Genomic DNA, 13,407 nt, shown 5'->3' on the forward strand with positions numbered 1-13,407 from the left:
TTATCCTTAAATCGATTCCGATTTAAGGAATTATGCAGTCCCGACGAAGGCCTGAAATCGAACGCTGATGACACCGTCAAAACCATCGGAATCGCGCCTTGCCGCGCTCCGCGCCGCTCTCTACCGGGGCATACCCGCCTTGCTCGCCGGCTGCGTTTTCTTGGCGGCATGGGAACTCTATGTCGATCTCTCCGGCATCAAACCGTCCATCCTGCCGGCGCCGTCGCGTATCGTCGTCCAAGGCTGGCTGAACCGCGAGGCGCTGATATCAAACACCTGGCCGACGCTCGGCGCGACACTCGGAGGTTTCGCCCTGTCGCTTGCCTTCGCCTTCGCCGCCTCGATCCTCATGGATTTCGTGCCGTTCATGCGCCGGGCATTGCTGCCGATCTTCATCGCCAGCCAGACCCTGCCGCTGGTGGCGATCGCCCCCCTCGTCGTCCTCTGGTTCGGCTTCGGCCTGTTGCCGAAGGTCCTGCTGGTGGCGCTCGTCACCTTCTTCCCGCTGCTCGTCGCCTTGCTGCAGGGCTATGAATCGACCGACCGCGACATCGCCGAATTGCTGAATTCGATGAAGGCGAGCCGCTGGCGCATTTTCCGCCTGGCACGGCTTCCCTCCTCGCTACCCTATTTCTTCGCCGGCCTCAGAATCTCGATCACCTATGCCGTCGTCGGCGCGATCTTTGCCGAATATGCCGGCGCCGCCCGCGGCCTCGGTATCTATATTCTCAACGCCAAGAACAATTTCCGTCCCGATCTCGTGCTTGCCGCCGTCGTCGTCAGCGCCGTGCTGACACTCTGCCTCTTCGGGCTGACGCTGATGATCCAGCGCCTCATCATGCCCTGGCAACAATCCGGGGAGCAGCGCCGATGAGCGATGTAATGGTTGAACTGCGCAACATCTCGAAGTCCTTCGACGGCATGAAGGTACTGGATGATATTTCACTCGCTGTCGCAAGCGGCGAGTTCGTTTCGATCGTCGGCCCATCCGGCTCCGGAAAATCGACGGTACTGAGGTTGCTGACACAGGCGCTTCGGCCCGATTCCGGCACCATGCTTTTCAAGGGCGCGCCGCTGGAACAGGCTCCGCATTCCTTCGCTTTCATGCCGCAGCGCGATGCGCTGATGCCCTGGCGCCGGATCATCGACAATGCCGCACTCGGCCTGGAGGTGCGCGGCATGAGCCGCCGCGCGGCCCGCGCCGCCGTCGCGCCTCTGTTCGAGCGCTTCGGCCTTGCAGGCTTCGAGCAACACTATCCCTCCGAACTGTCAGGCGGCATGCGCCAGCGCGCCGCGCTGCTGCGCACCGTCGTCCAGACCCAGGACATGCTGCTGCTCGACGAGCCTTTCGGCGCGCTGGATGCGCTGACGCGCACGCAGATCCAGGAATGGCTGCAGGGCATGTGGACCGAACACCGTTGGACGGCGCTGCTGATCACCCATGATGTTCGCGAGGCCGTGTTCCTCTCCGACCGGATCTACGTGCTCTCGGCCCGTCCGGCGCGTATCATCCGCGAATTCCGCGTTCCCCTGCCCCGTCCGAGAAGCATTGCCGATCTAGGCTCGCCGGCGGCCCAGGCGATCGAAACCGAAATCCTGCAAACCCTGCTTCATCCGCTAGAACAAGATGATTTTAGGCCGGTCGGCCTAGAATCTGAATCCTGTTATAATTTAGAGAGTTAGAGCATGACGCCGAAAACCGTTCACACTTTTCGGCATCATGCTCTAGAGACCTGAGGAGGTCACCATGCTGCTTCTCACCCGTCGCCAGACGATCTTCGCCGCCATCGCGGCAAGCCTCGCCGGCCGCCCCGCCTTCGCCCAATCGGCGCCCGCAAAGGTTCGCATCGCGCTCGACTGGACGCCCAACACCAACCATATCGGCATCTATGTCGCCAAGGCGAAGGGCTTCTATGCCGATGCCGGGCTCGATGTCGAGATTCTTCCCTTCACCGATACCAGCGCCGGAACGCTGGTGTCGAACGGCGTTGCCGATTTCGGCATCAGCAGCGAGATCGAGACCCTCACGCAGCGCGCTGGCGGCGGTGACGTGAAGATGGTCTACGGCGTCGTCCAGACGGAAACCGCACGCCTGATCTTCAAGGGTGGACGCGACGACATCAAGAGCCCGAAGGACCTCGACGGCAAGACCTATGGCGGCTTTGGCGGCACCTGGGAGAGCGCGCTGATCTCCGCGATGATCCGCAATGATGGCGGCAAAGGCGACGTCAGGACCGTCACCCTCGGCACTTCCGCTTACGAGGCGCTGGACAATGGCTCGATCGATTTCACGCTGGAGATCTACACCTGGGAAGGCATCGCCGCCGAACTGGAAAACCGGAAGATCGGCCGCTTCCACTATTCCGATTATGGCATTCCCGACGAGCAGACGACGGTCATCGTCTCCAGCGACGCCTATCTCTCCGCAAGTCGGGAACACGCCCGCGCCTTCATCCAGGCGACACGAAAGGGTTATGCCTACTCCGTCGACCATCCCGACGAAGCCTGCGACTTGCTGATCTCTGGAAGCAACGGCGCACTGATGAATACGGAACTGGTAAAGGCTTCTCAGAAGGCATTGATCGAGGGGCACTTCCTGAAATCCGAGGCCGGTGTGATCGGTAAGCTCGACCCGGCAAAGGCCGAGGCCCTCGGCAGCTTCCTGATGGAGAATGGCATTCTGGTCGATGCCAATGGCGCCGCACTCAAGGAGAAACCGGACTTTTCCACCTATTATACCAACGAACTTCTCGACTGAGCCCAACGCCTGCCTTGCCCGTCGCGGCTTTCCGCTGCAAAATCCTAGATACGGATTCAGATCATAGGCCGGATCGACTTAAAGGTCCGAATCCGTATCTAAATCAAAGAAGTAGAGCATGATGTCGTCCGAAAACCGCTCACACTTTTCGGCATCATGCTCTGGGCAAGGTGGGGAGGCAAGATGCGACAACAGGAGAGACTGGCCGGAGCGGACTTTCTGCGCGCGACGGCCTGTCTGCTGGTGCTCGCCCACCACTTCGCGCTGCGGCTGGATATGCGGAGAATCCCTGATGAACTCGGCCCGACCGCAAACATCCTCCGCTTCGGCAATTTCGGCGTCGCCATCTTCTTCGTGCTCAGCGGCTTTCTTCTTGCCCATCCCTTCTGGCGCGCGCTCGACGCGGGCGGCGATATGCCGAGCCTGCGGCACTACACGATCCGCAGGATGGCGCGCATCGCTCCGGGCTTCTGGTTCGCCGCCACCATCGGCTTCGCCCTCAGCCTGACGCTACTTGCCCTGCCGCTGACGCCTGAGCTTGTGCTCCGCTACGTCTCCGGGCTGCTGTTCATGAGCCAGTGGCATTGGCGCACCTTGTTTCCTGTCGAAGCCGATGGGCCGCTCTGGTCCATTCCCTTCGAGGTCACCAGCTATGTGCTCCTGCCGGTCTGCTTTCTCCTGCTGTTTCGTTTGCCATTCCTCAGGCAGCGCCCATTGTTTGCCCGTTTCGCTTGGCTTTGCGTCATCACCGGCGTACTCCTCGCCCATGTGCTGATCCTGACCGTCTTTCCGCTCGACGACATCGAACGCGGCTGGCAGTACGGCCTGCAGGGCGGGGCTAAAGAATGGATGCCGAGATATAACCCGATCGGCTTCTTCGCCGTCTTCGCGCTCGGCGCGCTTGCCGCCGGCGTCGAGGTCATGCTGCCAAGAAGGCGCTCCTACCGGTTCGATGCCGCAGCGCTGCTGGCCCTCGCCATTGCCGCCTACCGCCTCGTCATATCGCCCGGCGGCTCTGCCGAAGCTTACGGCTGGCTCGAAATCCCTTATGGCTTTCCGGTCTTTCCATTGGCGGTCGCAACGGCGCTCGTTTCGCTCAGCCATTCGCAACGCCTGGGCAGGCTGCTCGACAACGCTCCTGTCCGCTATATCGCAAAGATCTCCTTCGGCATCTATATTTGGCAGGAGATCATCCTGATATTGATCCAGAGGCTCGACCCGGGTTCGTTCGGCGTTTCCTCGGAAAATGTCGTCACCGGCTGGCTGCAATCTTGCGGGCTGGCGGCGGCGCTCATCCTTCTGGTCGCGAGCCTCAGCTACTTCCTGCTGGAAAAGCCTGCGATCGATTTCGGCAACCGGCTGACATCTCATCAACCCAATCGGGCTACTCCTTTCAAAGTATAAATTTCCCATAAGCGCAACTACAGGCGTTAAGGTTAACGCGGAATACTCCCATTTTTGGCGTCTTTAGGGTTATCAAATTCTTATTTATACCGATGACAAACGATACGTGACCATGTATTTGTCTCCATGTTGTTCAGTATCGCATCTAAACTTGTGGAACTTGCGTAATGAATGCTTTTACTTCGAAGACGAATCCACGCTTCGATCCGTCTCAGCGTCAGGACAAAACCAAGACCCTGGTTATAGCGAACTCCAACATTCGCCAGCCGGATAGCTTTTCCCTTATCGAAAGAAAGATGGCTGTGCGGCTGGGCGTGAAGCGGTTGATCGACATCGTCGCCTCAGTCAGCGCCCTCATCGTGCTGGCGCCGCTTTTTCTGGCAATCGCTCTTTTCATCAAACTCGACGATGGCGGTCCGGTGTTTTTCCGCCAGATCCGCTGGGGGCTGAACGGCCGGAAGATCACGGTCTTCAAGTTCCGGTCGATGCGCGCGGAAGCTTGCGATCCGAGCGGCATTCAACAGACCGTTATGGGCGACAGCCGGGTGACAGGCATCGGCTCGGTGCTCCGCAAGACCAATATCGACGAACTGCCGCAGCTTTTCAACGTTCTCAGGGGTGAGATGTCGTTGGTCGGCCCGCGCTGCCACGCCATCAATATGCGGGCAGCCGGTCGGCTCTACGAGGAACTGGTGCCAGACTACCACTACCGCCACATCATGCGCCCCGGCATCACCGGCCTTGCGCAGACGCGCGGCTGGCGCGGCCCGACGGCGCGGCCGCTGGCAGCCCGCGCTCGCATCGCCTGCGATATCTATTATGTCAGGAATTTCAGCCTGCTGCTCGACCTTAAGATCCTGTTCAAGACGGTCGTCATCGAGCTGCGCGGCGGCACCGGCTTCTGAGACGGTCCCGGCAGGTCGGCAAAGCGGCCTATCGGCCGCTTCTTCATTTCAAGCCACCAGTGGCACTGTCTTTAGAGCATGTCGCGCAAAACTATGCAGCGGCTTTACAATAACGATATGCGTAAAACAAAGACATAAGCGCGAGGCGCAAATCTGAAAAGATCGCGACGCGCTTTCGGAAATGCGTTTCCGATTTCGGGCCAGCGACCGACAGATTAGAACAGACACAAAAAAGGCGGCTGTCGGAGCCGCCTTTCATCCGTCGCAGTCGGTTGCGATCAGTCTTGTTCAACGACGCCGCGCAGATGGGTCATTTCCATGATGAAGTGCTCAAGCTTCGACTTGTGCTCATGCAATTCGGCATGTTCGAGTTCCTGGCGGGCAGCCTCGATGCGGCGTGTCAGCTCGTCCTTCTGGAGTTCCTCGACCGGAACCGCGGATTCGGCAAGCAATGTGCAGCCAGTCGGCAGGATATCGGCAAAACCGCCGAACACGACGTAATCCTGCTTCTTGCCGGAGGCCGAACGCACGCTCACGACGCCCGGCTTGATCGTCGTCATCGTCGGTGCATGGTTTGCCATGACCGTCATCTCGCCTTCAGTCGCAGGGATAACGACCTCGGTCACCATCTCCGACAGCAGCAGGCGCTCCGGCGAAACGAGCTCAAAGTTGAAATTGTCAGCCATCAGTGACTTACCTTCTCGGCTATGGCTTTCGCATCTTGCAATTTAGTCCCGCAGAACGGGCAGTGCATTATCGCTTGGTCGAGATAACCGAGGCCTTCCTCGCTTTGAACCAGACCCACCACCATCATCAGCACGCCGTTATCGGCGCGATAGACGGTCGGCGCGGCTGGTTCCGGAAGATCCGCCACGACCCCCTTCAGGGAGTCGCAGCAGAATATCTCGTCCAGCGCGTCGCTCATTAAGCAGCTGCGAGCTTCTTGGCCTTTTCGACCGCTTCTTCCATCGAGCCGACCATGTAGAAGGCAGCTTCCGGCAGGTGATCGTATTCGCCGTTGACGAGGCCCTTGAAGCCCTTGATCGTGTCTTCCAGAGCAACCAGCTTACCCGGCGAACCGGTGAAGACTTCGGCGACGAAGAACGGCTGCGACAGGAAACGCTCGATCTTGCGGGCGCGGGCAACAGCAATCTTGTCGTCTTCGGACAGTTCGTCCATGCCAAGGATGGCAATGATGTCCTGCAGGGCCTTGTAGCGCTGCAGCGTCGACTGGACCTTGCGGGCGACTTCGTAATGTTCTTCGCCGACGACCATCGGGTCGAGCATGCGCGACGTGGAGTCGAGCGGATCGACCGCCGGGTAGATGCCCTTTTCAGCGATGGAGCGCGACAGAACCGTCGTTGCGTCAAGGTGAGCGAACGAGGTCGCGGGCGCCGGGTCGGTCAAGTCGTCGGCCGGAACGTAAATGGCCTGGACCGAGGTAATCGAGCCGGTCGTCGTCGTGGTGATGCGCTCCTGCATCTGGCCCATGTCGGTTGCGAGCGTCGGCTGATAACCGACGGCCGACGGGATGCGGCCGAGCAGAGCAGACACTTCGGAACCTGCCTGCGTGAAGCGGAAGATGTTATCGACGAAGAACAGAACGTCCTGGCCCTGATCGCGGAAGTGCTCGGCGACCGTCAGGCCGGTCAGGGCGACGCGGGCGCGGGCGCCCGGCGGTTCGTTCATCTGACCGTAAACCAGCGCAGCCTTCGAGCCTTCGCCGCCGCCATGCTTGTTGACGTTCGATTCGATCATTTCGTGGTAGAGGTCGTTACCTTCGCGGGTACGTTCACCGACGCCTGCGAAAACCGAGTAACCACCATGCGCCTTGGCGACGTTGTTGATCAGTTCCATGATCAAAACGGTCTTGCCGACGCCGGCGCCGCCGAAGAGGCCGATCTTGCCGCCGCGTGCATAGGGAGCCAGAAGATCGACGACCTTGATGCCGGTGACCAGAATCTGCGATTCCGTCGACTGCTCGACATAGGATGGTGCATCCTGGTGGATGGCACGCTTGTGAGCGGTGACCAGCGGACCGGCTTCGTCGACCGGCTCACCGATGACGTTCATGATGCGGCCGAGCGTCTCGTTACCGACCGGAACCATGATCGGAGCGCCGGTATCGGCGACTTCCTGGCCGCGAACGAGACCTTCGCTCGAGTCCATCGCGATGGTACGGACGACGTTCTCGCCAAGGTGCTGCGCAACTTCGAGAACCAGGCGGTTGCCGTTGTTGCTGGTTTCCAGCGCGTTCAGGATCTTCGGCAGTTCGCCTTCGAAAGCAACGTCGACGACGGCGCCGATAACCTGGGTGACTCTGCCGACAGAGCCGATCTTGGGGGTAGCTGCCTCAGCCATTTTCTGACCCTCTTTTCCTAGCCTCAGAGCGCTTCCGCGCCCGAAATGATTTCAATGAGTTCCTTGGTGATCTGCGCCTGACGCTGGCGGTTGTAGCTCAGCGTCAGCTTGTTGATCATCTCACCGGCATTACGCGTCGCATTGTCCATAGCGCTCATCTTGGCGCCCATCTCGCCTGCGACGTTCTCAAGGAGCGCGCGGAAGATCTGGACGGAGATGTTGCGCGGGATCAGATCTTCGAGGATCGATGCCGGATCCGGCTCGTATTCGTAGACGGCGCCTGCATGTTCGGCATCTTCGGCCTGCACAGCTTCCGCCGAAGCCGGGATGAGCCGCTGCGCCGTCGGAATCTGGCTGATCACCGACTTGAACTCGGAATAAAACAGCGTGCAGACGTCGAACTCACCGGCAGCATACATCTCGATGATGCGCTTGCCGATCTGATCCGCATTCTCGAAACCAACGCGCTTGACGTCGCGCAATTCCTTGCGCTCGATGATCAGCGACGCGAATTCGCGGCGAAGGATATCGTAACCCTTCTTGCCGACGGTGAAGATCTTCACCGTCTTGCCTTCAGCAACCAGCTTGCGGACATGTTCGCGTGCAAAGCGTGCGATCTGCGAGTTGAAACCGCCGCAAAGACCACGTTCGGCCGTGCAGACCACCAGCAGATGGACCTGGTCCTGGCCGGTGCCGGTCATCAGCGTCGGTGCACCGTCGGCATCGGTGACGGCCTTGGCGATATTCGCCAGAACCGCACCCATGCGCTGCGAATAAGGCCGGGCGGCCTCGGCCGCCTCCTGCGCACGCCGAAGCTTCGCCGCGGCGACCATTTTCATCGCCTTGGTGATCTTCTGCGTCGCCTTGACGGAGGCGATCCGGTTTTTCAGATCCTTAAGTGAAGGCATCCGTGATCCGTCCTAACTTAGGGCCCGATTACGAGAAAGACTTTGCGAAGCTATCAAGAGCAGCGGTGAGCTTGCCCCTGGTATCATCGCTGATTGCCTTTTCCGTGCGGATCGCGTCGAGGATGGCAGAGCCTTCCGAACGCAGGTACGAGAGGAAGCCCTGCTCGAACTTGCCGACCGAAGCGACCGGCAGCTTGTCGAGATAGCCGTTGACGCCAGCAAAGATCACAGCGACCTGCTCTTCCGTCTTCAGCGGCGAGAACTGCGGCTGCTTCAGGAGTTCGGTCAAGCGTGCGCCGCGGTTCAAGAGGCGCTGCGTCGCAGCGTCGAGGTCCGAACCGAACTGGGCGAAGGCGGCCATTTCGCGGTACTGGGCGAGCTCGCCCTTGATTGAGCCGGCAACCTGCTTCATCGCCTTGATCTGCGCCGCCGAACCGACGCGGGAAACCGACAGACCGACGTTCACGGCCGGGCGGATACCCTGATAGAACAGGTCAGTTTCAAGGAAGATCTGGCCATCGGTGATCGAGATCACGTTGGTCGGAATGAAGGCCGAAACGTCGTTGCCCTGCGTTTCGATGACCGGCAGAGCCGTCAGCGAACCGGCGCCCATGTCGTCGTTCATCTTCGCAGCACGCTCAAGCAGGCGCGAGTGCAGGTAGAAAACGTCACCCGGATAGGCTTCGCGACCCGGCGGGCGGCGCAGCAGCAGCGACATCTGGCGGTAGGAAACGGCCTGCTTGGACAGGTCGTCGTAACCGATCAGCGCATGCATGCCGTTGTCGCGGAAGTATTCGCCCATGGCGCAGCCGGCAAACGGGGCCAGGTACTGCATCGGCGCCGGATCGGAAGCAGTGGCGGCGACGATGATCGAATATTTCAGCGCGCCGCGCTCTTCGAGCACTTTGACGAACTGCGCGACGGTCGAACGCTTCTGGCCGATGGCGACGTAGACGCAGTAAAGCTTTTCGCCTTCCGGACCGTTGTCGTGAATAGCCTTCTGGTTGAGGAAGGCATCGAGAAGAATCGCGGTCTTGCCGGTCTGGCGGTCGCCGATGACCAGCTCGCGCTGGCCGCGGCCGACCGGGATCAGCGCGTCGATGGCCTTGAGGCCGGTCGACATCGGCTCATGAACCGATTTGCGCGGAATGATGCCGGGAGCCTTGATGTCGACGCGCGAACGGCGCGTCGCGTTGATCGGGCCCTTGCCGTCGATCGGATTGCCGAGCGCGTCGACGACGCGGCCGAGCAGTTCCGGACCAACCGGAACGTCAACGATGGCGCCGGTCCGCTTGACGGTGTCGCCTTCCTTGATGTCGCGGTCGGAGCCGAAGATGACGACGCCGACATTGTCGGATTCGAGGTTCAGCGCCATGCCGCGGATGCCGCCCGGGAACTCGACCATTTCACCGGCCTGGACATTGTCCAGACCGTAGACACGAGCGATACCGTCACCGACGGAGAGAACCTGGCCGACTTCCGAGACTTCTGCCTCTTTGCCGAAATTTTTAATCTGGTCTTTGAGAATTGCGGAAATTTCCGCGGCGCGGATATCCATCAGCCAACCTCTTTCAATGCGAGCTTAAGGGTAGAGAGTTTGGTACGAAGAGACGTATCAATCTGACGGGACCCGACCTTCACGATCAGACCACCAAGAATTGACGGATCAACCGTGACGGCAATCGTCACGTCTTTGCCGGTAACGCCCTTGAGTGCCACCTTCAATTCGGTTTCCTGCGCTTGCGAAAGCGCATGCGCCGAGGTGACCTCGGCGGAGATTTCACCGCGATGGTTCGCGGCGATGATGCGGAAGGCCTTGATCATGCCCGGCAGGGCGAACAGGCGACGGTTGCGCGCCACGACCTTCAAAAAATTGGCGAAGAAACCGCTGATGCCGGCCTTCTCGCTGATGGCGACGATCGCCTTCAGTTGGTCTTCAGCGGAAAAAACCGGGCTTGCGACGAAACGCTTCAGATCGGCGCTCTCATCCAGCATAGCCTGGAAATGGTCAAGATCGGCGGTGACGCTGTCGACAGCGCCCTGCTCGAGCGCCAGTTCGAAAAGCGACGAGGCATAGCGCTCGGCAACACCAGAAGTAAGCTGGGACGTGTCTGCCACTGGCACAAATTTCCCTGATTTCAACCCAAAATCCGGCTCTCGGCGGGCGCCGAACCTATGATCTTGAATTCGTTTTGATTTCCCCCAGAAATCACAAGAGAAGCCTCTTGCTTCTTCCGAAATTCGGGGTCCGTCTAACATAGGATGTTCGGACTCGCAACACGCGTAACGCCCGAATACGCCTTTCATATGAATTTCTGTCCGCAAAATTGCGCAATGGCCTGGAAGCAGGCCGAACAAGCCGTCTGTCGGCAGCGAGACTTACGTCTGGGTAAAGCCGAAGACGTAGAGCAGCGGTAGCGCGGCTAAGGCGATCTGCACAACCAAAAGTAAATAGTTGACGAGATTACTCCCCTTATCAGACAGGATCGAGATGATACGGGCAAAGGCCGCCATCGCGAAGGAGGCGCCGAGCGCCATGTAGATCCAATCCTGGGCGAGCATGATCGCCGACAGCCCGAAACCGAGATAGAAACCACCCATCGAGCGTCCCTCGCCGAAGCCTTCCGGCCGCCCCTCCTGCGCCTGCAGACCGAGAAGACGGAAAGTTTGGCCCGGCGCGAACATCATGATGAAGCCGGCAAGTGCCGTGAAAGCGGCGGAGCAAAAGGCAAGCTGCTCGCCAAGCTCGGTCGGAAAGTAAAACTCCATGCGCCAGCCCCAAATCACTCGGATGAATCAGTGTTTTATGACATGGGCCGAAAAAGGAGGGAATGGCGGCGTCATTTGAATTAGAGAAAACTCTGCGGATCGATATCCAGCTGCACCTGCACCGATCCGCGCTCTTTGGGCGATTGTGAGAGCATTACCCGCAGAAAGCCCTGCATGTCAGAGTTCCGCCGGCCGTGGACCAAAAGACGGAAGCGATGGCGGCCGCGCACCAGCGCAAGCGGCGCTTCGGCCGGGCCGAGCACCGAGATGCCCGACACCTGCGGTGCGGCGTTGCGCATGCCGCGCGCATGGTTTTCGGCGTCGTGGCGGGTTTCGGCAGAAACGATGATCGAGGCGAGCCTGCCGAAGGGCGGCAATAGGGCGCGTTCGCGTTCGGTGATCTCGCGCTCGTAGAAAGCGTCGGAATCGCCGGAGACAATTGCCTGCATGACAGGATGCTGCGGCTGGTAGGTCTGCAGCAGCCCATGGCTCTTGAGTCCGGTGCGCCCGGCCCGGCCGGTCACCTGCGACAAAAGCTGGAAGGTGCGCTCGGCCGCGCGCGGGTCGCCGTTGGCAAGGCCGAGATCGGCATCGACGATGCCGACCAGCGTCATCAGCGGAAAATTGTGGCCCTTGGCCACAAGCTGGGTGCCGATGACGATATCGGCTTCGCCCTTGGCGATCGCTTCCAGCTCCAGCCGCAGCCGCTTCACCCCGCCCATGATATCCGAGGAGAGAACGATCGTCCGCGCCTCCGGAAAATGCCGTTCCACCTCCTCGGCGATGCGCTCGACGCCTGGCCCGCAGGCGACGAGATGGTCGAGCGTGCCGCATTCCGGGCATGCCTCCGGCGTGCGCTCGGCATGGCCGCATTGATGGCATTGCAGCTGCTTGCGGAAACGATGCTCCACCAGCCAGCTCGAACATTGCGGGCATTGGAACCGATGGCCGCAGACCCGGCAGAGCGTCAGAGGCGCATAACCGCGCCGGTTGAGAAACAGCAGCGCCTGTTCGCGTTTTTCCACCGTCTTGCCGATCGCCCGGATCAGCACCGGCGACAGGAAGCCGCCCCGCTCCGGCGCGTGCCTGCGCATATCGACCAGATGCAGGTCCGGCATCGCCGCATCGCCGAAACGCGTCGGCAGGTGGACGGTGCTGTAGCGTCCGCTCTGGCCGTTGACCTGGCTTTCGACCGACGGCGTCGCCGACACCAGAATGACGGGGAAATCGCCGATGCGGCCGCGCACGACGGCCATATCGCGAGCATTGTAAAAGACGCGATCCTCCTGCTTGTAGGCGGGATCGTGTTCCTCGTCGACGATGATCAGGCCGAGATCCTCGAAGGGCAGGAAGAGCGCCGAGCGAGCCCCCGCCACGACGCGCACCTCGCCGGTCACCGCCTGGCGCCAGACCTTTTCGCGCATGCGCGGCGCAAGATCGGAATGCCATTCGGCAGGCTTTGCCCCGAAGCGGTCCTGGAAGCGCTCCATGAAACTGGCCGTTAGCGCGATCTCCGGCAGCAGGATCAACACCTGCTTGCCGCGTTTCAGCGTCTCGGCAATCGCCTCGAAATAAACCTCCGTCTTGCCGGAGCCGGTTACCCCGTCGATCAGCGACACCGAAAATTCGCCCTTGCGGACGTCGGAAACGATCTCTTCGGCCGCCTGCTTCTGCGGCCCTTCGAGACGTGCGGCGGCAAAATCCGGATCCGGCATCGCAACGACCGGCGGCGGCGGCAGGAATACAGTCTCGAAGATGCCGAGTGTGATCAGCCCGTCGACGACACTCGTCGAGACACCCGCCGCATGGGCAAGGCCGCTGCGTGTCCAGGAAAAGCCGTCGGAGGCCGTATCGAGGACCCGGGCGCGCGCCGGCGTCATCCGCTCCGGTTCGCCGCCGACGAGCTTCAACCCCTCCACCATCGGTTCCGGCTCGAAGGCGTTCGGCGCCCGCAGCGCCATGCGCGCGACGAGGCCGGGCGGCGAGAGCGTATAAGTCGCCACCCAATCGATGAAATCCCGCATCTCCCTGGCAAGCGGCGGGCAGTCGAAGACATGGCTGATCGGTCGAAGCTTCTTCGGATCGACGCCGTCCTCGCCGCTGTCCCAGACGACGCCGATCACCTGCCGCGGCCCGAGCGGCACCTGCACGACCGAGCCGGGCTCGACCGCCATGCCATCCGGCACCGAATAGGAATAGGGTTTCGGCGCCGGCATCGGCACCAGCACCGGAACCGTTCGGTTCGCGGGCGGTGCCTCGAAAAGCGCGCCAAAGAGATCGGACGAATCTGTGCTCATCGCGC

At 60.8% G+C, this 13,407-nt stretch carries 13 protein-coding genes; 5 read left to right on the top strand and 8 right to left on the bottom strand.

The window, feature by feature from the left end:
• The first annotated feature begins 67 nt into the window (after window positions 1-67).
• The 5 genes from RL_RS22695 to RL_RS22715 all read left to right on the top strand — a co-directional run bounded on the left by RL_RS22695 (window position 68) and on the right by RL_RS22715 (window position 5,067).
• Complete coding sequence (locus RL_RS22695; protein WP_011653780.1) at window positions 68-874, top strand: ABC transporter permease; 807 nt, start codon at window positions 68-70, stop codon at window positions 872-874.
• On the top strand, window positions 871-1,683 hold the full coding sequence (locus RL_RS22700) for an ABC transporter ATP-binding protein (RefSeq protein ID WP_011653781.1): 813 nt from the start codon (window positions 871-873) through the stop codon (window positions 1,681-1,683). The genes RL_RS22695 and RL_RS22700 overlap by 4 nt, the downstream gene beginning before the upstream one ends.
• Window positions 1,684-1,747: 64 nt before the next feature.
• Complete coding sequence (locus RL_RS22705) at window positions 1,748-2,758, top strand: ABC transporter substrate-binding protein (protein ID WP_011653782.1); 1,011 nt, start codon at window positions 1,748-1,750, stop codon at window positions 2,756-2,758.
• A 183-nt stretch (window positions 2,759-2,941) separates the two neighbouring features.
• Complete coding sequence (locus RL_RS22710; protein WP_011653783.1) at window positions 2,942-4,162, top strand: acyltransferase family protein; 1,221 nt, start codon at window positions 2,942-2,944, stop codon at window positions 4,160-4,162.
• Between the two features lie 167 nt (window positions 4,163-4,329).
• Window positions 4,330-5,067, top strand: a complete 738-nt coding sequence (locus RL_RS22715; RefSeq protein WP_011653784.1) for a sugar transferase — start codon at window positions 4,330-4,332, stop codon at window positions 5,065-5,067.
• A 278-nt stretch (window positions 5,068-5,345) separates the two neighbouring features.
• Here RL_RS22715 and RL_RS22720 read toward each other — a convergent pair whose 3' ends face one another.
• The 8 genes from RL_RS22720 to RL_RS22755 all read right to left on the bottom strand — a co-directional run bounded on the left by RL_RS22720 (window position 5,346) and on the right by RL_RS22755 (window position 13,402).
• Window positions 5,346-5,753, bottom strand: coding sequence for a F0F1 ATP synthase subunit epsilon (locus tag RL_RS22720; protein ID WP_003543460.1), 408 nt, complete (start codon window positions 5,751-5,753; stop codon window positions 5,346-5,348).
• On the bottom strand, window positions 5,753-5,992 hold the full coding sequence (locus RL_RS22725) for a hypothetical protein (protein WP_003543462.1): 240 nt from the start codon (window positions 5,990-5,992) through the stop codon (window positions 5,753-5,755). Before RL_RS22725 ends, RL_RS22720 begins: the two co-directional genes overlap by 1 nt.
• Window positions 5,992-7,428 carry a F0F1 ATP synthase subunit beta gene (gene atpD, locus RL_RS22730; RefSeq protein ID WP_011653785.1) on the bottom strand — a complete coding sequence of 479 codons (1,437 nt, stop codon included), beginning with the start codon at window positions 7,426-7,428 and terminating at the stop codon, window positions 5,992-5,994. Before atpD ends, RL_RS22725 begins: the two co-directional genes overlap by 1 nt.
• Before the next feature lie 23 nt (window positions 7,429-7,451).
• Window positions 7,452-8,336 (bottom strand): F0F1 ATP synthase subunit gamma, encoded by an 885-nt coding sequence (locus RL_RS22735; RefSeq protein WP_003543466.1) that lies wholly within the window; start codon window positions 8,334-8,336, stop codon window positions 7,452-7,454.
• 28 nt (window positions 8,337-8,364) lie between these two features.
• The gene (atpA, locus tag RL_RS22740) at window positions 8,365-9,894 is read right to left on the bottom strand and encodes a F0F1 ATP synthase subunit alpha (protein ID WP_003543468.1); all 1,530 of its coding nucleotides are present in this window, start codon (window positions 9,892-9,894) and stop codon (window positions 8,365-8,367) included.
• On the bottom strand, window positions 9,894-10,460 hold the full coding sequence (locus RL_RS22745; RefSeq protein WP_011653786.1) for a F0F1 ATP synthase subunit delta: 567 nt from the start codon (window positions 10,458-10,460) through the stop codon (window positions 9,894-9,896). The genes atpA and RL_RS22745 overlap by 1 nt, the downstream gene beginning before the upstream one ends.
• 255 nt (window positions 10,461-10,715) lie before the next feature.
• A complete protein-coding gene (locus tag RL_RS22750) occupies window positions 10,716-11,105 on the bottom strand; it encodes a DUF4345 family protein (RefSeq protein WP_011653787.1) in 390 nt (129 codons plus the stop codon).
• A gap of 80 nt (window positions 11,106-11,185) precedes the next feature.
• Complete coding sequence (locus RL_RS22755) at window positions 11,186-13,402, bottom strand: primosomal protein N' (protein WP_011653788.1); 2,217 nt, start codon at window positions 13,400-13,402, stop codon at window positions 11,186-11,188.
• Window positions 13,403-13,407 lie beyond the last annotated feature (5 nt).

The sequence above is a fragment of the Rhizobium johnstonii 3841 genome (genome assembly GCF_000009265.1).
GTDB lineage: Bacteria > Pseudomonadota > Alphaproteobacteria > Rhizobiales > Rhizobiaceae > Rhizobium > Rhizobium acaciae.

Bases quoted from the DNA above. Each gene is read 5' to 3' on its own strand.
- RL_RS22735 (WP_003543466.1), bottom strand. From the start codon at position 8,336: ATGCCTTCACTTAAGGATCTGAAAAACCGGATCGCCTCCGTCAAGGCG.
- RL_RS22715 (WP_011653784.1), top strand. From the start codon at position 4,330: ATGAATGCTTTTACTTCGAAGACGAATCCACGCTTCGATCCGTCTCAG.
- RL_RS22750 (WP_011653787.1), bottom strand. From the start codon at position 11,105: ATGGAGTTTTACTTTCCGACCGAGCTTGGCGAGCAGCTTGCCTTTTGC.
- atpA (WP_003543468.1), bottom strand. From the start codon at position 9,894: ATGGATATCCGCGCCGCGGAAATTTCCGCAATTCTCAAAGACCAGATT.
- RL_RS22695 (WP_011653780.1), top strand. From the start codon at position 68: ATGACACCGTCAAAACCATCGGAATCGCGCCTTGCCGCGCTCCGCGCC.
- RL_RS22755 (WP_011653788.1), bottom strand. From the start codon at position 13,402: ATGAGCACAGATTCGTCCGATCTCTTTGGCGCGCTTTTCGAGGCACCG.
- RL_RS22720 (WP_003543460.1), bottom strand. From the start codon at position 5,753: ATGGCTGACAATTTCAACTTTGAGCTCGTTTCGCCGGAGCGCCTGCTG.
- RL_RS22705 (WP_011653782.1), top strand. From the start codon at position 1,748: ATGCTGCTTCTCACCCGTCGCCAGACGATCTTCGCCGCCATCGCGGCA.
- atpD (WP_011653785.1), bottom strand. From the start codon at position 7,428: ATGGCTGAGGCAGCTACCCCCAAGATCGGCTCTGTCGGCAGAGTCACC.
- RL_RS22725 (WP_003543462.1), bottom strand. From the start codon at position 5,992: ATGAGCGACGCGCTGGACGAGATATTCTGCTGCGACTCCCTGAAGGGG.
- RL_RS22700 (WP_011653781.1), top strand. From the start codon at position 871: ATGAGCGATGTAATGGTTGAACTGCGCAACATCTCGAAGTCCTTCGAC.
- RL_RS22710 (WP_011653783.1), top strand. From the start codon at position 2,942: ATGCGACAACAGGAGAGACTGGCCGGAGCGGACTTTCTGCGCGCGACG.